A 20,937-nucleotide genomic window follows, 5' to 3' on the forward strand; every position below is an offset into this window, starting at 1 on the left:
TTTTTGTTTATTATTTATTTGGGATAACTACAGATAAGGATATTTAATGGCAACGATACTATTAGGCGAACCTCGTGAACTAAAGCGCAATTGGGGCTGGTTGTTAGCCTTGGGCATCTTATTCGTGATCTTAGGTTGCATTGGCTTAGGCATGCTTGTAGGTTTGACGCTGGCTAGTATGCTTGTTTTAGGTGTTTTTCTAATCATTGGCGGTATCTTACAAATCATCGATGTATTTAAATGTAAACGGTGGAAAGCTGTAGCCTGGCACGCCTTCATAGCCCTCCTTTATCTCATTGGTGGCGGGCTTGTGATTTATGATCCTTTTTTAGCATCAGCCCTCATTACTGCTTTATTGGCTAGCGTATTAATTATTATTGGGATAAGTCGATTTTTTATGGCTATTCTTCTTCGCGGAGCCTCAGGCTGGGGATGGTTATTGTTTGCAGGGATAATTGCTATCGCTCTTGGCGTGATGATTCTCTTACAGTGGCCTTTAAGTGGGTTATGGGTTATTGGGTTGTTCATTGCAATCGAATTAATTGTCGATGGCTGGACATATATCTTCCTTGCATTGGCGTTTCGGCGCGCTTGATAAACTGAATTACCGTGGCTTGATCACGGTATCCAGTGATCTTCATGAAACCATGGATACCGTGGTCAAGCCACGGTAATTCGATGTTCTTAAGAGTTAAGCAATAAAACTTGAAGATCGAGTGTATAATAATTGTCTCTGAAATTCCGTTTTTATAGAACCTACTGATGAAACAATTCACACCCATTCAATTAGAATTACTTAGGCAACTTGCTGATGGTAATTGTTATAGCGGTAATAGCATTGGTAAACAGCTAGGCATTTCCAGAACAGCTGTTTGGAAACACATCCGCCAATTGGTTGATTTGGGGTTACCCATTAACCGCATACCACAACAAGGTTATCAATTAACCGCTCCTATGCAATTTCTTGATGAAGCAAAAATCCGGCAGCATCTAAATGCACGGGCATTTAGTCAACCAACCACTTTTCATGTGTTTGCCACCGTTCACTCTACAAATCAGTTTTTAAAAGAATTACCGAGCGGATCAAGTCTGGACATTTGTTGTGCTGAAACGCAAACCAATGGCCGCGGCAGGTTCGGCCGTCACTGGGTTTCTCCTTTTGGAGAAAATATTTACTGTTCTAGTCGTCTGGAATTAACTTGCTGCCTATCCCGTCTTTCTGGTTTAAGCCTTATTGTTGGTTTAGCCATCTTAGCTAGTCTAAAAGATAGTTATATCGATGAAAACATCCAATTAAAATGGCCTAATGATTTGCTGTGGAACAATAAAAAATTATGCGGGATTCTGATTGAAGTGATCGCGGAAACCAATGGCTGTGCACAAGTAATTATTGGTATTGGTTTAAACGTCAACACCCCTACTCATGAACTCCCTATTCTGGAGAAACCATGGTGTTCCCTCTATGAAATCACGGGTAAGTATTATGATCGCAACCTGCTTTTAGCCAATCTAGTTTACCAACTGCATAAGCACCTAGACAATTTTTTGAGTAAGGGTTTTGCCGAATTTAGCAACGCCTGGCAAAAAGCTGATTACTTATATGATAAGCATATTACTGTTTCTCAGGCAGCAGGAGTGATGCGTGGTAAAGCTTATGGTGTTAATGAATTAGGTCAGCTTTGTTTAAAAGACGAACAAGGGAATTTTCATTATTTATCATCTGGAGATACTTCGGTAAATGAGATTAAGGATAAATCCTAGGGTATATTTATCAAAATCTTATCCCTAATGAATGCACAACGATTAATAGAAGATAGGATTGCCTTAAAGGAAGCTGTCACAATATTTGTATCTATACCAACACCGAATAAAGACGAAAATCCTTCAATCTCTAATTCGATGTAACAGGCTACAGGTGCATGCGATCCGGAGTCTATCGCATGTTGCTGAAAATCCAATATCCTAATTTGCCGCGCAAAATATTGACTTAATGCCTTAGTGAAAGCATCAACAGGGCCATTCCCTATACCAGATAACTTAATAATCTCTGCTGTAATACCTATTTCAACAGCAACTGAAATCATCTTCTTGTTTTTAAAAGGCTCTACACGATGCTTTTTATAGGTAATTGTTTGCTTTTCATTCAAATATTCTGCACGGAATAGTGACCATAGTTGTTTAGGGGTGAATTCTTGTTCATTCTCGTCCATTTTTGCTTTCACTATTTTGCTGAACTCCATTTGTAATCCTCGGGGTAGCCGCAAACCATATTCTGACTCTAATAAACAGGTAACGCCTCCTTTTCCTGATTGACTGTTGATGCGTATAATTGCGGAGTAGGAACGGCCTAAATCCTTAGGATCAATGGGTAAATAAGGAATATTCCAGGGAGTGTCGATTTTCTGGGCACTGAAGGCTTTTTTAATCGCGTCTTGATGTGAGCCCGAAAATGAAGTGTAGACCAAATCTCCAACATAAGGATGTCGAGGATGGACAGGTAAGGCATTACAATACTCTACGACCTCTCTGATCTCATCAATTTGAGAAAAATCAAGATTAGGGTAAATGCCTTGTGTGTACATATTCAGCGCTACATTGACAAGATCAAGATTACCAGTACGTTCACCATTACCAAATAAGGTTCCTTCCAGTCGTTCAGCTCCAGCCATTAGTGCAAGTTCGGCCGATGCAATACCAGTCCCTCGATCATTATGCGCATGCACTGAAAGGATGATTGCCTCGCGACGCTTAAGATGACGATGCATCCATTCAACCTGGTCTGCAAAAACATTTGGCGTTGTTGATTCCACAGTAGAGGGTAGATTAATAATGACTTTCTTGTCAGCGGTTGCACCAAAAGTCTCAACCACAGCATCACAAACGTCTTTAGCAAAACCTAATTCTGTTATGCAGAACATCTCTGGTGAGTACTCAAATACCCACTCGGTTTCTGGGGCCTCTTCTGCTAGTTGTTTTATAAATTGTGCTTGAGAAACGATAAGCTTGAGAAGCTCAGATTTCTTGATATCGAAAACAATTTGTCGCATGGTAGGCGACGTTGCCATGTAGAAATGTAAAATAGCCCGTTTAACGCCTTTGAGAGATTTGAATGTATGTTCGATAAGATGACTACGTGCTTGGGTTAATACCTGAATAGTAACATCATTTGGGATTCGATTTTCTTCAATTAAAAGCCTTACAAAGTTGTATTCCACCTGTGATGCAGAAGGAAAGCCCACTTCAATTTCTTTAAAACCAATGCGCGTTAAACAGTTAAACATTTCTAGTTTGCGCGCTATATTCATAGGTACAACCAAAGCTTGATTGCCATCGCGAAGATCCACGCTACACCAAATGGGTGGTGCAGAAATAACCGCATTCGGCCATTGGCGATCCTGCAATACCAAAGGCAGAAACATTTTGTATTTTTTTGAAGGATCTTTCAGCATAAAGATTCTGGTCCATGAGATACTCATTTCTGAACATAAACACGTTCAGATGTATAAATAATTATAGATTAGTAGTGAATCATTGCCTGAAAGAAGAATTATTGGGATCCGTTAACCAACGTTTTGATTTTGGGATGACTAGGTCATTAAAGATAATGAGGAGAAATTCGCCCGAGCTAACAACTCCTTTTGTCACGACTCGGGACTGGATGACTGCAATAAAAATCCGGTTATACAGCTTCTTCAGTGTCTGACGCTTCTTTTTCTTGTTGGATACGTAAATAAATTTCTTCGCGATGAACAGAAACATCTTTTGGTGCATTAATACCCAATCGCACCTGATTTCCTTTTACACCTAACACAGTAATGTTTACATCATCACCGATGATCAGTGTTTCACCAATACGCCGTGTCAAAATTAACATGACTAATTCTCCCTTACATGGAGCCACCATCTAATTCCATAGAAGCTTCCATGGTGCCCTCGGTGACTACATTATGATTAAAATATAAACAATTTTAGGTTGTTCGATTGTAAGTTTACACAAGGATTCTTAACAGAATATTAAGAGCATTATTTTTATAATGTTTTCCTCTATAACCGCAAAGAGCCCAGAGGGCGGATTATACGGGAAAATTTGAAAAAATCAGATCCTATTTATTAGCAAGATTATTAGTGGTATTTTAGTGAAAATTTTTAAAAATAGTTAAGCATGAAGCCATTGCCTGAACTCAATTCCTGGATCGAATTAGAAAAACATGTTCATTCACTACGATTAGCCACAACGACTGAGCTAAATAGTGCAAGATTTAGAAACCAAGCATTGAACGTCTCTACTCACAACATTCACATCGATTTTAACAAGCAACGTGTGAGTGATACTACCTTGGAATTATTGCTGGCCTTGGCAAATGAATGTGAGCTAAAAACAAAGATTGATGCCCTTATGGAGGGAGAAATTGTCAACCCCGGTGAAGGCAGACCAGCTTTACATACAGCTCTGCGGACACTGGATAGCAAACCCATTCGAGTAAACGCTCACGACGTCATCCCTGATATCTTGGCGACCAGAGAACAGATAAAAGCAATCTCTGAGAAAATAAGAGCAGGGGAATGGTTAGGTTTCTCAGGTAAACCAATTAAAGACATCGTAAATATTGGTATGGGAGGATCCGATCTCGGTCCCCGCTTTTGTATAAAAGCTCTCTCAGAATTATCTGCGGATCATTTAGGCTATCATTTTGTCTCTGATGTTGATCCTAATGCCTTAAAAAACGTCATCAAGAAGCTTAAGCCAGAAACGACCCTGTTTATCGTTTCGTCAAAATCGTTTACCACGAAAGAAACCTTATACAATGCACGCAAGGCTTTGGCTTGGATAAATAACCCACAACAAATGGATAAGCATTTCATCGCTGTGACAGCCAATGTTACTAAAGCGAGAGAACTTGGGTTCATCAATGTATTACCCATCTGGGAGTGGGTAGGAGGACGTTATTCGCTGTGCTCAGCCATCAGTTTAATCACAGCCATAGCCATTGGTTATGAACAATTCTTTCAGATTCTTGCTGGCGCCCACAGCATGGATAAGCATTTTCAAGATACTCATTTTGCGCATAATCTTCCTGTTCTCTTGGGCCTTTTGGGCATTTGGAACAATAATTTCTTACATACTCATAACTTACTTATCCTTGTTTACTTGCAACAACTTGAATATTTTGTTCCTTATGTACAGCAGCTAGATATGGAAAGCAATGGCAAATCGATAGATAAACGGGGTCGCGCCGTTAACTATGCAACAGGACCTATCGTGTGGGGCGGGTTGGGAAATCAAGCACAACACAGCTATTATCAACTCCTGTGCCAGGGAACGCATCATGTGGCTGTGGATTTCATCACTGTAAAAACATTTGCCTCAGAGTTAATTAATGAAATGTCTACAGCGAAACAACAAATCTTGGCCCATGGTGTTCATGACGTTGCGAATCCAAATGGCTATATTCACGGCAATAAACCACTTAATCATATTCAATTAACAGACTGCTCTCCCTTTACACTGGGACAATTGGTTGCCATGTACGAACACAAGATTTATACACAAAGTGTTATTTGGAATATTAATGCCTTTGATCAACCAGGTGTTGAGAGCGCAAAACGACAGCGGGTTCCCTCGGGTGCTTTTCTCTAGCGAATTCTTTTGGATGGTGCCACCGCTGCTCTCATCTTAATGCTCTCTTTAAAATTAGACATACGGAAATTCAACAAATTGGTTAATAAGAAAAAAGGCACTCCTTTAGCATAACCAGAGCCATTTTTAAGCATAGCAAGGGTAGTCACCAAGCCGTTGGCATATAACTCTTTCCGCAAAGCAGGCTGGGCTTTAAAATAATGCAACAAATCATCGAAATAGATGTTATAGGCTTTGTATCGCCCTGCTTTACTGGCTAAATAGGCACCTCCTGTTGGATTGCAGCGATACTTCACTAGGATTTCATTTAGGTAAGCGCCTTTTCCTGTAGGAATTAAAGCATCCATGGCAAAAAACCACTCCATAAACTCACGTTTGGGATCCATAACTTTACGAGCAGATCTGCGGTAAGCATAAGAACTATGGACAGCTACCGTTCCCCATGTTGCTAAATCGCTTGCCTCGAAGTATTTGATCCCTTCCCTATCCTGATTTGGATTACCTGTTTCTGCTTGATAACTAGCGTCATCTGAGAAATACAGAGCACGATGGAAGACTAAATTAACTGTTTCCTCCTGGAATACATCAAATTGCTTTTGCAATTTCCCGGGCAGCATTACATCATCACCGTCCAAGTGAAAAATAATATCCCCTGTGGCCATTTTGTGCGCTTCAATATAATTTCTGCCAGCGCCAATGTTTTGCCGGCGAGAGATAGCCGTTATTTTTTCAGGATAAAGGGATTGATAATCGGTTATGATTTCCCTGGTTCCATCCGTGGAGCAATCATCAGAGATGAGAATATTAAAGTCAAAATTAGTCTGCTGCCCGAGAACACTTTGCAATGCTTCGTCAATGTAATGCTTTTGATTGTAACAAGAGACAACAACGGTAGCTGTTAGCATGTTTAGTCCAACCAACAATGCAAGGTGACAAACGCAGCCGAATTATAAAAACCAAGGGAAGTAAATACTCTTCCAACGGGGTAGTTTGTCGCAAGCGCATTATGCTCCACCCAATCCAAATTCAATTCTTTGCCCCATATAAGGCTTTGCTGAGTTAATAACTTGAATATCCCCTGATTACGGTATTTTTCCGATACAGCTCCTATTCCCCCTTTAGCAAAATTATCTTTACCTTGGCGCACGATTTTAAGGGTGAGGAAACCTGCCACCTCATCCGATGAAGCAATGATAAAAAATTTGTCCGCGAAATCTTTGTTGATGAGGCTGTTAATTGCCCAATCTTCGTAGATCTCGTCAACCTTATTTTTATCCAGCTTTCGATTGTTTGAATAATGTCCATAGTTTTCAAAAGACTGTCTGGCCAACTGCCCGATAGCTGGAATATCAGCCTCAACCGCTTCTCGTAATTGAAGATGGGGAGGAAGGCCTAAGTTACTCAGATTCGAAGAATTTAAATTAAAGCGATAGGTTAGTTGGGTATCTTTGAGTTCAAACCTTAATTTCTCCAACTTATTGATTGTGTCCGTATTCTCAGCGCGCAAGCGTGAAATAATAAGTTTCACATTCTCTTTTCGCAATTGGTCGATAAGATTCTCGGGTACATCACCCCATTCTTCTACTTTTGCTACATTAAATCCAAAACGTTTTTTATCAATATCACTTAGAAAGTTTGTCATTGATGCTGGACCTCTATCTTATTACACCGAATTACCGTGGCTTGACCACGGTAATTCGTTTTTTTGATGTGTCGAATTAAACCTTAAAGTCAAGTTTTAAGGTATATGTTTTTTCAAAAACTGGATCTTAAGGTATGATATCGAAAGGAGCAGATTGTAACAACAACTATCTAATATTCATCTGTTCTAGCAATTTTTCGTATTCATGCACCACCAACGCACCCAACTTTTTACTGTCAAACTCATTTACTGCTCTTAGCCAGGCGTTTTTTCCCATCCTTATACGTAATTCATCATTAGAAACCAATGTATGCAAGGCATTGGTTAGTTCCGCGACATTCTTAGGCTCAACTAAAAGTCCTGTCTCTCCATCAATAATGGCATCTGTCAAACCATAAATTCGTGTACCCACTGCAGGAACCCCCATGGCAGCTGCCTCAATGACTACATTACCAAAACCTTCACGATAACTGGGAAGGCATAAGATATCGGCTATAGCAATCAATTTTTCAGGTTCAGAACAAAATCCTAGAAAATTCATCTTATCAATGCATCGTTTGCTATATTCCCTAATCTCCTGCTCAATACCTTGTTCAAAAGGCCCAGCGACTAAAAGCACCACATCTGATTTAACCTTAAGCAACTGCACGAAAGCATCGATAAGCTCAAAAATTCCTTTTTCCTTAGTCACTCTACCCATAAACAATAAAACCAAATCACCTTCTCTAACGTTTGCCGTTTCTCGAATTTGCTTTCTCTCTCGCCCAGGAAAATTAGCGCGATTAAATCTACCTATATCAACCCCCGCTAATGACCCACTACCAAGAACAGCAATTTTTTCTGGTTTAACGATTTTATTTGCCACCAGAAAATCGCGTTGACTAGGACTGTCCGCATAACAACAGGTGGTTAGAGTGCTAATTAATTTATCACAGAATTTAAGCAGGGATTTTTTCAAACCACGCATGGTCACCCAAGTTTGTCCTGTGAATGTATGAACTCTGATTGGTACTCCAGCCAATCTCGCTGCTATCGCACAAAGAAGCCCTGCTTTTGGTGTATTTGAGTGCACAATATCAAACTTTTCTGCGCGAAATAATTTGACTAAATTAATCAAAGAAAAAATGTCTGAGAATAAACGAATCTCTCTTTCTATGAGCACAGGCTTAAATTGACAATTATCTATGGGTTTAAAAGAATCAATTGCATCATCAGGACTAGTAATAATGGTGACTGAAGCCCCGCTATCTCTTATTGCTTCAACTTGTGTTCGCAGCAAAGTAAATATAAAAAGAGGAACAGTAGACACTCTTGCGACGCGGGTTAAGTGAATTTTTTTCGACATTGTATACTTACTCTCAGGCTCAATTTCAAAACAATCAATTGATATAAAAGCAATAAAATTAGGGCGTGCCCTAATACTTATCGTTGCTTATCGTTTTTCGTTCGCTAACCAGCACTCGTCGACCACGAAAAACATAGTAAAATGCAGTAATAGAAATTACACAATACAGGAAACACGTCATTATGTAAGAAATCACAACACCCTGTAATCCCTGGGTATATCTCAACTCAATAGAACTTAGCAATATAAATAACCCCGCTTGCAGGATCTCACCTAGAATATAAAGTTTGGTGATTGCTTTCGCAACCACAACAAAGCCAATAACCCACCCCAGAACTCTAAAAAAATCCCCTACCATTTGCAGCATGAATAAATCGCTAATAGATAGGAATTTATCAGTAAACACCGTTCTGATAATGGTTTCCTTTAAGCACAAAAAGAAAATAAACATTAGGATAAACAAGACAGCTACAAAAAAGAGCATTTTTTTAACCTCGGCAACAATTTTTGCCTGGCTCGATTCTGATGAAATAATAGGCACGAAATAGAATGTAAGAAATAAAGAGTAAAAACTCAAATAAGCAGAAGACAATTTGGTGATTGCCTGCCAAAATCCCGCTGCTTCTATACCTACAACATGAATGATTTCATTCCTGACATACATTTCAACAATAGGAAAACAAATGGCGCTGCACAATAACATCAAGCTAAATTTTGATAATAAAACACTGTCTTGTTTCAATGAACGAAAGCGTACATTGCGCAAGAAACGTTGGGAAACACCATATAATACAAGAGGTATAAAAGGACAAATAACAGGCGCAATGACAGCAATTATTGCGCCCCACTGACCATAATGTTTAATGGTATAAGCGGCCAGGATAACAGCCAGGATATTGCCGGTGATAATAATCAAGGCATAGACATTATTCTTCCGCAAACCGTTTATTAATCCATAACCAAAATTATTAAAAGAGATTAATAGTTGAGCGATTAGAAAAAAATAAATATAGCTGCGATAGGACTGACTTAAGAAAATATAATTGGTTAGGCCGGGAATAAATACCAGACCTGCACTCAGGGTAAGTAAGCTTGCGACGCCTGTGTAAATCAGTGCACTGCCACTAAAGCTCAGCTGTCTAAAAATAGACCCGGAATATTCCGCTACATACTTAATCAGCCCCGAAGAGATACCTCCACCTGCGAGCGTGCCTGCAACTGTCACCAAAGTGATAAAATTGCCTAGTAACCCCAAGCCATCAGGTCCCTGCGTTACAGCAATTTGCTTAATAATATACAGGGTAGTAAGTAATCTGCTCAAATGTGAAATGGCAGTGAGACCAGCGACCTTTAGTTGTTGCACTGTTCCTCTCTTAAGTAGGCAAGGGTTCGCTCAATGATCAACTCAAGATCGGATAAGGGTAAATTATACCAAAGTGGCAAGCGAACAAGTTTCTTACTTTCAACTGTCGTGAAACAATCTTTTCCAGAAAATCGACCATATTTCAATCCCGCAGGGCTTGAATGCAAGGGAACGTAATGAAAGGGAGTCTGAATTTCACGAGCTTTCATATGTTCTATAAATTGCTCGCGTTTTTTATTTGTAGCCAGTTTAAGATAATACATATGCGCATTATGTATACAATCTTGAGGGATAACGGGCCTTTCGATTCCTATCGACTCAAGGCTCTCGAATGCCTCATGATATTGAGACCATAATAATAATCGCCTGTCATTTATCAATTCAGCGGCTTTAAGCTGAGCATAAAGATAGGCCGCTTGCAATTCTGATGGCAAAAAACTTGACCCAATATCTCGCCACGTATATTTATCTACCTGCCCTCTTAAAAATTGCGATCGATTCGTTCCTTTTTCACGAATGATCTCTGCACGCGCCACAAATTGCTCATCGTTAATTAGCAAGGCGCCACCCTCGCCTCCTGCGGTGTAATTTTTGGTCTCGTGAAAGCTATAACAACCCAAATGTCCGATTGAACCTAATGGTTGGCCTTTATAAGTAGCCACGACTCCTTGTGCAGCATCTTCTATCACATATAACTGATGCTTCTTCGCAATCGCCATGATGCTATCCATTTCACAGGCGACCCCGGCATAATGCACTGGCACTATGGCTTTGGTATTGGGAGTGATCGCCTCTTCTATCTTATTTTCATCGATATTCATTGTATCAGGACGAATATCAACAAATACGATGGTTGCGCCGCGTAACACAAAAGCATTGGCTGTGCTTACAAAGGTATAACTGGGCATGATCACTTCATCGCCCGGTCGGATATCAATTAACAGGGCAGCCATTTCCAAAGCAGCAGTGCATGAAGGCGTAAGTAAGGCTTTTTTAACCCTTGAGTGCTGTTCGAGCCACTGTTCACATTTTTTTGTGAAAGGCCCATCGCCACATAATTTGCCGTTATTTTTAATAATGGTATTAATGTAGGCGATTTCTTTACCTGTTACGGGTGGCTTATTAAATAGAATCATGGTTGCTACCTGTATAGCTTAAAATGAGACGATTCATGAAACTGTTATTCCCGCGTAGGCGGGAATCCATTTTTTACTATAATCAAGATGGATCACCGCTTACGCGAGGATGACACGTTCTGTAAATCCTCTCCTAAAAATTGATCATTCATTTTGTAAAAGCTCCAGCAAATAAGTGCCGTAGCTATTTTTACACAGAGATTTGCCTAATTCTTCGATATCATTTCTTGATAGCCAACCATTACGGTAAGCAATTTCTTCCAAGCAAGCGATTTTTAACCCTTGGCGATGCTCTATGGTTTGGACAAACATGCTGGCTTCTAGAAGACTTTCGTGAGTGCCTGTGTCGAGCCAGGCAAATCCACGGCCAAGGAGCTCAATGTTTAATTGACCGGATTCAAGATAAGCTTGGTTTATACATGAAATTTCCAACTCTCCTCTAGGCGATGGTTTGACTTGTTTGGCAATGTTAATCACTTGATTGTCATAGAAATATAAACCGGTGATGGCATGATTTGATTTCGGGTTCGCAGGTTTTTCCTCAATAGAAAGTGCACGCATTTTTTCATCAAATTCAATCACACCAAAACGTCCTGGATCCTTTACTGGATAAGCAAAAATCGTAGCTCCAAATGCACGGGCTACCACGTTTTTGAGCTTTGGCGTAAAGCCCTGACCATAAAAAATATTATCTCCCAGAATCAAACAAACAGAGTCATCCTGAATAAACGACTCGCCGATAATAAATGCCTGAGCTAAACCATCAGGTTTTGGTTGCAGAGCGTAATTCAAGCGGATACCAAACTGCTCACCATTCCCTAGCAAGCGTTTAAATGAATCCTCATCCTCTATGGTGGTGATCACTAAAATATCCCGAATTCCTGCCAACATGAGTACGGAAAGAGGATAGTAGATCATCGGCTTATCATAGACAGGAAGTAATTGTTTGGAGATCCCTTTTGTCACAGGATGAAGCCTTGTCCCTGCCCCACCAGCTAGAATAATTCCTTTCATGCACATGGTTCCTTGGTTTGCCCTTTACGGTAAGAGCCATCGAGAATATGCCGACACCATTGCCTATTATCCAGATACCATTGCACCGTTTTTCGCATTCCCGTCTCAAAACTTTCCAGAGGAGTCCAACCTAGATCGTTTTTTATCTTACTTGCATCGATAGCGTAGCGTCGATCATGACCTGGCCTATCCTTTACATAAGTAATCAACTCTTTGTAAGATTTAATTCCTTGTGGCTTTGACGGCATTAATTCCTCTAACAGCTCACAGATCTTGAGAACAATATCCACATTCATTTTCTCATTACATCCGCCGATATTATAGGTCTCGCCTACTTTGCCTTTTGTTAAAACACAATAGAGGGCCTGGGTATGGTCATCTACATATAACCAATCTCTAACTTGCTTACCATCACCATAAATAGGCAAGGAGCTCCCCTGAAGCGCATTAAGAATCATTAAAGGAATCAACTTCTCGGGAAATTGATAAGGACCATAGTTATTTGAGCAATTGGTTATCAAAACTGGTAAATCATACGTTCGATGCCATGCTCGCACTAAATGATCAGAACTAGCCTTGCTTGCGGAGTAAGGGGAACTGGGAGCATAAGGAGTAGTTTCCTTAAAGAGGTCATCTGACTCGTCCAAATCACCATAAACTTCATCTGTAGAGATATGATGAAAGCGAAATTTCTCTTTTCTTGACTGTGGCAATATTTCCCAATAAGAACGAGCTGCTTCAAGAAGATGGTATGTGCCAACAATATTCGTTTGTATAAAGTCAGCAGGACCTGCAATAGAACGATCAACATGGCTTTCTGCAGCCAGGTGCATCACTGCATCGGGTTGATAACGAGTAAAAATTTGAGTCATTTTTTCTTGACTACAAATATCAGCGTGCTCGAAGATGTAGTACTTACTTGTGCTTACACTATTCAGAGAAGCAAGATTAGCAGCATAAGTTAATTTATCGACATTGACTACAGAGGCTAATTGATTCGTCAATAGATAACGAATCAAAGCAGATCCAATAAAACCAGCGCCACCAGTTACCAATATTCTCATTATCACCCTTCTTGACTAGCTGCTTCAGCCATCACCATTTTTAAGACACGACAGGTTTTATCGATCTCTGATTTTGACAACGTTGGGTGAACTAAAAACATCAAACTGGTCTCACCTAATCGTTGTGCGACAGATAAACGCTTTGCAGGTCGACAGTTTGTATTATCAAATGCCCGTTCTAAATAGACCTCTGGACAAGAACCATAATAGCAAGGGACATCCTCTTTATTAATTGCCTCGGCAATACGGGCTCGGCCCCAGTCAGCTCTTAGTTCATCGTCTTTCACAAATAAATAGCACTTATAAGCTGCATGCTCTATATCTGAAGGAATACTTGGCACTCGTAGACCTCTTAACTGAGAGGCCGTTTTCCAAATTTGTTGAGCATTTTCTAAACGTTGTTGGTGCCAGATTGGCATTTTCTGCAGTTGCAATCGCCCAAGAACAGCCTGTAGTTCGATCATCCTACCATTGGTGCCAAAGCTATGATGTAACCAGCGAAATTCAAACTGGTGGTTCAGTCTAAATCTCTCACTCCCAGGCTGGCCGCTATATTTGAACACCTCACCCCATGATTTTCCATGATCTTTATATGACCACATCAATGACCACAATTGACGGTCATTCGTGGTGACCATACCTCCTTCACCACCGGTCGTCATAATTTTGTCCTGACAAAAAGACCAGGCTCCTATATGACCTAATGAACCAACTGAGCGTCCCTTATACTTTGCCCCATGAGCTTGCGCACAATCTTCAATAACAAATAAGCCATGTTCTTGAGCAATAGACAAAATGGGATCCATATCGCAAGGCCACCCGGCAAGATGAACGCAGATAATTGCTTTGGTACGAGGCGTTAACACTTTTTGAATGGTTTCGGCTGTGATATTTTGACTATTTTCGTCCACATCAGCAAATACGGGAGTCCCTCCAGCCATTACAATAGCAGAAGCTGAGGCAATAAACGTGCGAGAAGTTACAATCACCTCATCCCCAGCACCAATACCTATCGCTTTAAGCGCAGCGTCCAATGCAACGGTACCATTAGACAAGGCGATGGCGAATTCCACCCCTACCCAAGAAGCAAACTCCCTCTCAAATGCTTGACATTCATTTCCTGTCCAATAATTCACCCTATTTGAGAGAAGCACTCTGCTTATTGCCTCTGCTTCATCTTCGGAATAATTAGGCCATGGAGTAAAAGCTGTATCTAACACGTTACCTCTTCTTATTTTCAATAATTTCTGCAGGAACACCAATTACTGTGCAATCATCAGGGATATCTTTAATCACAACTGCTCCAGCCCCGACGATTACCCTAGCACCAATAGTGATCATTTGGCGAACAGATGAACCTATACCAACCCAACTTAAGTCACCAACCTGAACACCACTGGCCAAATTTGCACCTGGTGAAATGTGAACAACATCACCCAAACAACAATCATGATCTACCGTAGCCCCAGTATTAATAATAGAGCCAATACCAATACGGCTATCCGGATTTATCACTGCACCTGCACAAACCAGGGAACCTTGCCCCAAGGTAGTAAAACGACTGACTGTCGCTGTAGGGTGAATGATGGTTGCCAAAGGAATATCATCTCTAAGTAAATGAGTCATCTTATTTAAGCGAATTGCATTATCTCCAATGCCAACGATAACCCCATCAAAGCAAGATGCTTTGGCACTGAATGATTGAGAATCTCCTATAACGTCCCAAATACCCACACAATTTAACGCAGGCCATTTGTCATCGAAAAAAACGATCTCTTCCCATCCCGAACAAAGAGCAGCATCGGCAATGACTTTTCCATGTCCACCAGCCCCCAGAATTGCCAGTGATTTCATGATTTCGTCCCCTTGAATTTTTCAGCGGTCACGCTATCCTCACTTGTAATCCCATCACATATCAAAACTTTCTTGACTGTTAAGAGCAGTATTTTGATATCTAACCACAAAGATTGATTGTTCACATACCAAACATCTAATTTAAATTTCTCTTCCCACGACAAAGCATTTCTCCCATTGATTTGGGCTAATCCTGTGATGCCTGGTTTTACATCGTGACGTCTTCTTTGCTCTATACTGTAGAGTGGTAAATACTCAGTTAATAAAGGTCTTGGACCAACCATACTCATCTCGCCTTTCAGAACGTTCCATAGTTCAGGCAATTCATCCAGACTGGTCGCCCTTAAGAACTTGCCCAACGAGGTCATCCTTTGAGAATCAGGCAAAAGTTCTCCTCTCGCATCTGCAATATCTCGCATCGTTCTAAATTTTATCATGCGAAAGATCTTACCGTGCAAACCAGGACGTTCTTGACGGAAGAATACTGGGGCTCCCAAATTATACCGAATAAGGAAAATAATTATTAATATGATGGGAGACATTAACACCAATAATGTACACGAACAAAAAATATCAAATATACGTTTACTCAAATTATTCTCTTTTCCCAGCATTAAATTTAAAGGCCAAAACAACCAAAGGCAGATAGGCAATTAATAATCCAAAACTCCCATTAATAAAACCCAATCCCACCATCATAGCCATTGGGAACAACCACAAAAGATTTATTACCAATACCCCCATCGTCACTGGCAAATGGGTATTATAACGTCGAGAAGCATTTTGATAAGCGTGGCTGCAATGCGCCTGTAATAAAACTTCTCCACGATACGCTCGGCAAAGCAGGGTTATTGTAGCATCAACAATAAAAACACCCAAAAGAATCAGCCAAGCCCAAAAAAAGTTACCGTCAATCCTTGCTGCCTGAATTGACAATATCCCCAATACCATTCCTAAGAAACCACTCCCTGCATCGCCCATAAAAATACGGGCAGGAGGGAAATTCCAACATAGGAAACCACCTACAGCAACGGTTAAAGTAAGCGGTAAGCGTATTTCCGTTTCATCGCCACACAGATAATAAAGCAAAGCCCCCCCTAAACAAACCGTCACCGCTTCAACTGCGGCAATGCCATCAATACCATCCATGAAATTATATAAATTTAACAACCAGACCAGATAAAATACTGCAAGAATATTAATCAGGACCCCAGCCGGGAAAATCCAATTAAAAACAGAAATCGATGGCATTCCACCCAACACATAAATAGAAAAACCAGCGACAACAAAATGCCCCAATAAGCGCCATCTTGCTGGAATAGAACGACGGTCATCCAGAAACCCAAGAATGGCAACAAAGGTTCCTGAACCTAACAAAGCCAAAGATAAAGAAAAAGAGATGAGGTCTAAATAAAATAAAAACAGCACCGCTGCCAGGAAACTAACAATAAAAGCCAACCCTCCTCCTCGCGGAGTCGGCACCACATGTGAGCTGCGATGATTTGGTATGTCAAGTAAATTAGTCGCAAGGGCATAACGACGTAATAATCCAGTTAATACCCAACACAAACTAAAAACAAACAAAAAAAAACCAAACCAAACCATACACATGCCTCCATGATCAACACAAATTAGCGTCTTGCTGATGCAATTACACCTCAGAGTTAACCCCGTATTACTCCCACTAAGGGATGTATTTTTAAATTAGCTCTATTCTCTACTGCCTTTTCTATTCTTTCAATCATTTCTCGCCAGTAATAAAGATTTTTTATTTCTTGGTATAGAAAAGATTGAAGACTTATTTCACTAAATTTAAAAAGCATCAAAGGAAAACTTGATAATCGAATCAAGGAGTTATTTTAAAATTATCACCATCTTGGCTTGACAAACCCTACATCTGTGAGGATCATCATAACCCGCTGTAGCTAAAAATAAGATGGATACGTCATTTATGAATATTGGGAAAGAAGGCTTTAATCAAACATTCACGAATCGATTAAGCAGCCTTGATGGATTACGTGGTTGAGCAGCTTTAACCGTTGCCATTGGACACTTAACTGCTTCCATTGCACCATTTAATTACCTTTTCATGACACCTCTGACTGATAGTCGACTAGCCGTCGGTATTTTCTTCATCATCTCGGGTTTTGTTCTGAGTTACCGTTTTATTGGTTATCGAATGGAACCTGCCACCTTCGTTAAGACGCTCGTTGCCAGATACATTCGCCTTACGATACCAATTGCTGTTGTATCATTACTCGTACTTGTCTTTGGTTTCTACTCCTCATTTCTACATAACATAAAGGCCACTGCTCTTGAACCTAAATGGGGCTATGATCCGTTCTATACTTTTAATCCATCTTTTACAGATGCGCTTAAATTTTCATTCTGGAACGTCTTTTTGAATTACGATAATAACCACACGTACATTCCTCCAGCCTGGACAATGCCTAGAGAGTTATTGGGGTCATACTTCATTTATACTACTGTCTTTATCGCGGGCTTTCATAACTACTGGAATCGCAGACGTCTTTTTATAACAATGATTGCTGTATCAGCATTCCTGGTGCTTAACCTACGTTTTCATTACACAGCCTTTTTCTTATATGGATATTTACTTGCTGAGTATTACAAAAGCAACACCACCTCTAACCAAACCAGTCCCAATAACCGTGTGGCTTTCCTGGCATTTATTGCGCTAATGATTTTTTCATCCTTTCGCTCACCGGATCGCTCAGTCTTCTTACCATTAGTTGGAATGTCTCTTATTGTTGTGTGGTCAGTGCTTTATTCGCAACGACTTTCTGCTTTTTTCTCCAACCGAGTTTCGCTGTTTCTTGGAAAAATTTCATTTCCACTTTATTTAATCCACGTACCCATTTACTGCACCTTTTCTTCTTGGCTTATTAGTTGGCTTTACGGCTTAGGTTTCAATCAGCTGCAGACATATAGCATGGTTTATTTAACCAGTCTGCCTTTAGTAATTATTAGCGCCTATTTTCTTTATCCAATGGAACGATTTGCGATAGACGTTAGTCGCCGAATAAGTCGCTTCTCATTAAAAGCATTCTTTAATAACTTATCATTAGACACCAAAACAGGAGTGGAGATTTAGCCTTGCCTTCTACTAGTACAGTGGCTGCCCAATTTTTACCTGTCAAAATTGGACAGCCACTGTACTAGTTGACAATTGATCCCCAACGCCTACGTGCCGCGACTTGTTCGCGGCATCCAGAAGACGGTCAAATTAAAGTCCGTTCTTTGAATAGGCGTCTAATCCATTGATAAATAAGAACTCGTATTATAGGTCCTGACACCAAGTACAAAACGAGTTTTGCAATGCTTAGACTTATGCTCAACGATGAGCTTTGGTCCAAGCTGAGGAAGAGCATGCTACAGCATAGGATTTATGACAAGCCCAATCTTCGAATGATAAGCGAAATTATGCTTCAATGCTGACGATAGCGTGCTCATATATTTGGCTTCCTATGTATGTCGGTTCAACATCAGATTTGATTAAACGTGTCTGGGAACACAAAAATAAGGTGACTTCAGGGTTTACAGCTCAGCACAGTGTACATATCCTAGTCTATTATGAAGTGCATTCAACCTATGTAGAAGCTGCTCGACGGGAAAAGCGTTTCAAAAATTGGTGCAGACAGTGGAAGTTAAATTTAATTGAAGATTTAAATCCAGAATGGCGCGATCTTTATGAAGAAATCTGCAGCTGATTAGATCTCCTGGATGCCGCGAACAAGTCGCGGCACGTAGGTTGGGGATCAATTGTCAACACCCTAGGGTTCAACGCGCTCTATTAAGAGTGATCATGAATCTCGTACTACCCTACGCAGAGTCTCATCAACACTTACTTTTGGTTTCCACTCAAGCAGCTCACAGGTTTTGCTGATATCAACCTGCAATGAGCCACACAAACGTTGAATAAAGGCCTGTTTGCCAATGATCGTCGCCATACTGTTTAACATCCAATAAGGAACTGGCACCAGCCGCACTGGCTTATTCATCATTTCACCAATTTTTTGCAAAAGCTCTACTGTGGACAGATCATCACCGTCACTGACCAGGAAAACCTGATTAGCTGCTTGTGGGTGATCCATACATTGAATAATAAGATCAGTCAGGTTATAAACAGAAACCAAACTTCTCTTGTTATTCACTGTCTTTAAAGGAAGCGGGTACCCTTTTTGGAGCCAATTCATCATGCGTTGAAAATTACCTTTCACACCAGGGCCATAAACCAAAGGCGGACGAATAATAACAACCTGCATCCCGGTTTTTGTTGATAAAGCCAGTAACCCCTGTTCTGCTTCATATTTTGAAGTCGCATAGGGGTCTTCAGGAGCGGGAAGATCCTCAGGTCTATAAGCATGACCCAACTGGGTCTTTTCACCGTTTACTTTGATTGAGCTAATATAGACAAACCGTTTCACACCTAGGCGTGCAGCTTGTCTTGCTAGATTAAGTGTCCCTTCAACATTTACTCGTCTGAATTCTTGCAAAGGATTTAAGGCATTTTCTTTCATCACATGCACACGAGCCGCCATGTGAATCACTACTTCACAGTCTTTCAGGGCCTTAGACCAATCATCGTGGGTTGCAATATCCCGAACAGGTATTAATTCGCAGCCACCAAGCGTTTCGATATTACTCTCTCTAATAACAGCACGCACAAGATAATCATTTCTTTCAAGAATCCGTTGAATCAATTGTCTACCAACAAATCCTGTCCCACCTGTTATTAACACAGTTCGCTTACCTGCTTCATTCATGCTAAATGCTTCCTCTCAATATTTTTGTATCAATGGCTATAATAATCCTTGCATCCTTAATAAGAAATATACGGTCGATACCCCAAATGCAGAGTAAAGATAACGTGCAGAAACAAGATAATTTCTTAGAAGAAGCCCTAAAAAAACAGCCCCCAGTACAGACAAGAAAAGCCATCCTGATAATAGATAACGATCTGAAAAAGCAGCAAATCCAAAAAAGAAAAACGGCAAAACCAGAACCCAATAAATTTTTATCAATGGGAAAAAAACCGCTCTATCATCAGCATTTAAAAAATACTTTCCAAAACCACTGGATATTACCCCTGCCGCTAATGTAAATAAGGCAAAATCAAGTCGTATGCCACTCTTATAGCCTATATCTAAACGATATCCCTGGATTTTGCTATATAAATCAAGAGGGGTCAGAGTGGAAATAAAGTGAATCATCCTCTCACTCAATCCAGACATATAGAGACAAACCATTATTAATACTAAATAAAAGATAGCCCGATAGCGCAGAAAAAGTAGCGGGGAGAAAGCAATGCCAATTATCGAGGTGTAGTGAAACCCCAAAGCAATGATAAGAGATAGCGCTAAGAGTAAGAGATTCGTTCGGGAAATCAGCGTCACATAAAAAATAAACAATGCAAGGATGGCAGTACCATGCCTGATCACATTGGCCATTACTGCAAAAAAGAACGGGGACAACAATAAAAACACACCCATTAGAAAAAACAGTTGGAAGGTCTCTATCTTATGTTCTATAACGGCAGAAAGTTTCAACACTAAAATGGTAATCAACGCACAATTAATAATGGCAATGCAAGCAAAAAAGAATTCCGGTGTTGAAAAAAATCTGGTAAGTAGTTTTGCTATCGTTTGAAAAAAATATTCGTAATTGATATAAACAGATAAATGGTTGTGTAATCTGTCATAATAATTTGCATAAGCAGCTGTATCACTTCCTACAAAATTAGGCCTGCTGCCAACAGCCAATACGAGCAAAACAGCTGTAGTCAATAAAAAGAAAAACTCTGACGTAACTCTAGTCTTCATTTTCATGACCTTCCCCCTACAGAGCTACAGACCGCTTA

General features: G+C 40.3%; 20 protein-coding genes and 1 pseudogene. 6 read left to right on the plus strand and 15 right to left on the minus strand.

What is annotated here, in order from left to right; all coding sequences use genetic code 11:
• Positions 1 to 46: 46 nt before the first annotated feature.
• Positions 47 to 595: an HdeD family acid-resistance protein gene (locus tag CKV79_RS08565; RefSeq protein WP_028373065.1), complete on the plus strand. Its 549-nt coding sequence runs from the start codon at positions 47 to 49 to the stop codon at positions 593 to 595.
• 167 nt (positions 596 to 762) lie between these two features.
• Positions 763 to 1,761 (plus strand): biotin--[acetyl-CoA-carboxylase] ligase, encoded by a 999-nt coding sequence (locus CKV79_RS08575; protein ID WP_028373064.1) that lies wholly within the window; start codon positions 763 to 765, stop codon positions 1,759 to 1,761.
• Here the strand turns inward: CKV79_RS08575 and leuA are convergent.
• Entirely contained in the window at positions 1,758 to 3,449 is a 1,692-nt protein-coding gene (leuA, locus tag CKV79_RS08580; protein WP_028373063.1) for a 2-isopropylmalate synthase, read from the minus strand. The genes CKV79_RS08575 and leuA overlap by 4 nt on opposite strands.
• Positions 3,450 to 3,679: 230 nt before the next feature.
• Complete coding sequence (gene csrA, locus CKV79_RS08585) at positions 3,680 to 3,874, minus strand: carbon storage regulator CsrA (protein WP_028373062.1); 195 nt, start codon at positions 3,872 to 3,874, stop codon at positions 3,680 to 3,682.
• A 288-nt stretch (positions 3,875 to 4,162) separates the two neighbouring features.
• Between csrA and pgi the strand changes: the two genes are divergently transcribed.
• Positions 4,163 to 5,638 carry a glucose-6-phosphate isomerase gene (gene pgi / locus CKV79_RS08590; protein WP_028373061.1) on the plus strand — a complete coding sequence of 492 codons (1,476 nt, stop codon included), beginning with the start codon at positions 4,163 to 4,165 and terminating at the stop codon, positions 5,636 to 5,638.
• Here the strand turns inward: pgi and CKV79_RS08595 are convergent.
• The 11 genes from CKV79_RS08595 to CKV79_RS08645 all read right to left on the minus strand — a co-directional run bounded on the left by CKV79_RS08595 (position 5,635) and on the right by CKV79_RS08645 (position 16,661).
• Positions 5,635 to 6,543, minus strand: coding sequence for a glycosyltransferase (locus CKV79_RS08595; RefSeq protein WP_028373060.1), 909 nt, complete (start codon positions 6,541 to 6,543; stop codon positions 5,635 to 5,637). The two genes, pgi and CKV79_RS08595, sit on opposite strands and share 4 nt — an antisense overlap.
• A 2-nt stretch (positions 6,544 to 6,545) precedes the next feature.
• Positions 6,546 to 7,280: a GNAT family N-acetyltransferase gene (locus CKV79_RS08600; protein ID WP_028373059.1), complete on the minus strand. Its 735-nt coding sequence runs from the start codon at positions 7,278 to 7,280 to the stop codon at positions 6,546 to 6,548.
• A gap of 166 nt (positions 7,281 to 7,446) precedes the next feature.
• Positions 7,447 to 8,625: a glycosyltransferase family 4 protein gene (locus tag CKV79_RS08605; RefSeq protein WP_028373058.1), complete on the minus strand. Its 1,179-nt coding sequence runs from the start codon at positions 8,623 to 8,625 to the stop codon at positions 7,447 to 7,449.
• A 70-nt stretch (positions 8,626 to 8,695) separates the two neighbouring features.
• A complete protein-coding gene (locus CKV79_RS08610) occupies positions 8,696 to 9,988 on the minus strand; it encodes an O-antigen translocase (protein ID WP_028373057.1) in 1,293 nt (430 codons plus the stop codon).
• Entirely contained in the window at positions 9,976 to 11,124 is a 1,149-nt protein-coding gene (gene rffA, locus CKV79_RS08615; RefSeq protein WP_028373056.1) for a dTDP-4-amino-4,6-dideoxygalactose transaminase, read from the minus strand. Before rffA ends, CKV79_RS08610 begins: the two co-directional genes overlap by 13 nt.
• A gap of 144 nt (positions 11,125 to 11,268) precedes the next feature.
• A complete protein-coding gene (rfbA, locus tag CKV79_RS08620; RefSeq protein ID WP_028373055.1) occupies positions 11,269 to 12,138 on the minus strand; it encodes a glucose-1-phosphate thymidylyltransferase RfbA in 870 nt (289 codons plus the stop codon).
• Positions 12,135 to 13,202, minus strand: coding sequence for a dTDP-glucose 4,6-dehydratase (gene rfbB / locus CKV79_RS08625; protein ID WP_028373054.1), 1,068 nt, complete (start codon positions 13,200 to 13,202; stop codon positions 12,135 to 12,137). The genes rfbA and rfbB overlap by 4 nt, the downstream gene beginning before the upstream one ends.
• 2 nt (positions 13,203 to 13,204) lie before the next feature.
• Positions 13,205 to 14,422 (minus strand): DegT/DnrJ/EryC1/StrS family aminotransferase, encoded by a 1,218-nt coding sequence (locus tag CKV79_RS08630; RefSeq protein ID WP_028373053.1) that lies wholly within the window; start codon positions 14,420 to 14,422, stop codon positions 13,205 to 13,207.
• 1 nt (position 14,423) lies between these two features.
• Positions 14,424 to 15,056 (minus strand): acetyltransferase, encoded by a 633-nt coding sequence (locus tag CKV79_RS08635; RefSeq protein ID WP_028373052.1) that lies wholly within the window; start codon positions 15,054 to 15,056, stop codon positions 14,424 to 14,426.
• The gene (locus tag CKV79_RS08640) at positions 15,053 to 15,670 is read right to left on the minus strand and encodes a sugar transferase (RefSeq protein WP_131796068.1); all 618 of its coding nucleotides are present in this window, start codon (positions 15,668 to 15,670) and stop codon (positions 15,053 to 15,055) included. The genes CKV79_RS08635 and CKV79_RS08640 overlap by 4 nt, the downstream gene beginning before the upstream one ends.
• Entirely contained in the window at positions 15,651 to 16,661 is a 1,011-nt protein-coding gene (locus tag CKV79_RS08645; RefSeq protein ID WP_197697225.1) for an MraY family glycosyltransferase, read from the minus strand. Before CKV79_RS08645 ends, CKV79_RS08640 begins: the two co-directional genes overlap by 20 nt.
• 460 nt (positions 16,662 to 17,121) lie before the next feature.
• Here CKV79_RS08645 and CKV79_RS08650 point away from each other — a divergent pair, with 460 nt between their 5' ends.
• The 3 genes and pseudogenes from CKV79_RS08650 to CKV79_RS08660 all read left to right on the plus strand — a co-directional run bounded on the left by CKV79_RS08650 (position 17,122) and on the right by CKV79_RS08660 (position 18,787).
• Entirely contained in the window at positions 17,122 to 18,171 is a 1,050-nt protein-coding gene (locus CKV79_RS08650; protein ID WP_331712969.1) for an acyltransferase family protein, read from the plus strand.
• A 224-nt stretch (positions 18,172 to 18,395) separates the two neighbouring features.
• Positions 18,396 to 18,506: pseudogene (locus tag CKV79_RS13915) on the plus strand (IS5/IS1182 family transposase); the annotation flags it as partial.
• Positions 18,507 to 18,508: 2 nt separating this feature from the next.
• Positions 18,509 to 18,787 carry a GIY-YIG nuclease family protein gene (locus CKV79_RS08660; RefSeq protein WP_051546143.1) on the plus strand — a complete coding sequence of 93 codons (279 nt, stop codon included), beginning with the start codon at positions 18,509 to 18,511 and terminating at the stop codon, positions 18,785 to 18,787.
• A gap of 93 nt (positions 18,788 to 18,880) precedes the next feature.
• Here the strand turns inward: CKV79_RS08660 and CKV79_RS08665 are convergent, their stop codons facing one another.
• Both CKV79_RS08665 and CKV79_RS08670 read right to left on the minus strand, forming a co-directional pair.
• Positions 18,881 to 19,843, minus strand: a complete 963-nt coding sequence (locus CKV79_RS08665) for a UDP-glucose 4-epimerase family protein (RefSeq protein ID WP_028373047.1) — start codon at positions 19,841 to 19,843, stop codon at positions 18,881 to 18,883.
• Between the two features lie 36 nt (positions 19,844 to 19,879).
• Positions 19,880 to 20,899 carry an EpsG family protein gene (locus CKV79_RS08670; RefSeq protein WP_157737139.1) on the minus strand — a complete coding sequence of 340 codons (1,020 nt, stop codon included), beginning with the start codon at positions 20,897 to 20,899 and terminating at the stop codon, positions 19,880 to 19,882.
• Positions 20,900 to 20,937 lie beyond the last annotated feature (38 nt).

Origin of the sequence: Legionella lansingensis, assembly GCF_900187355.1 — a bacterium.
GTDB classification, from domain to species: Bacteria; Pseudomonadota; Gammaproteobacteria; order Legionellales; family Legionellaceae; genus Tatlockia; species Tatlockia lansingensis.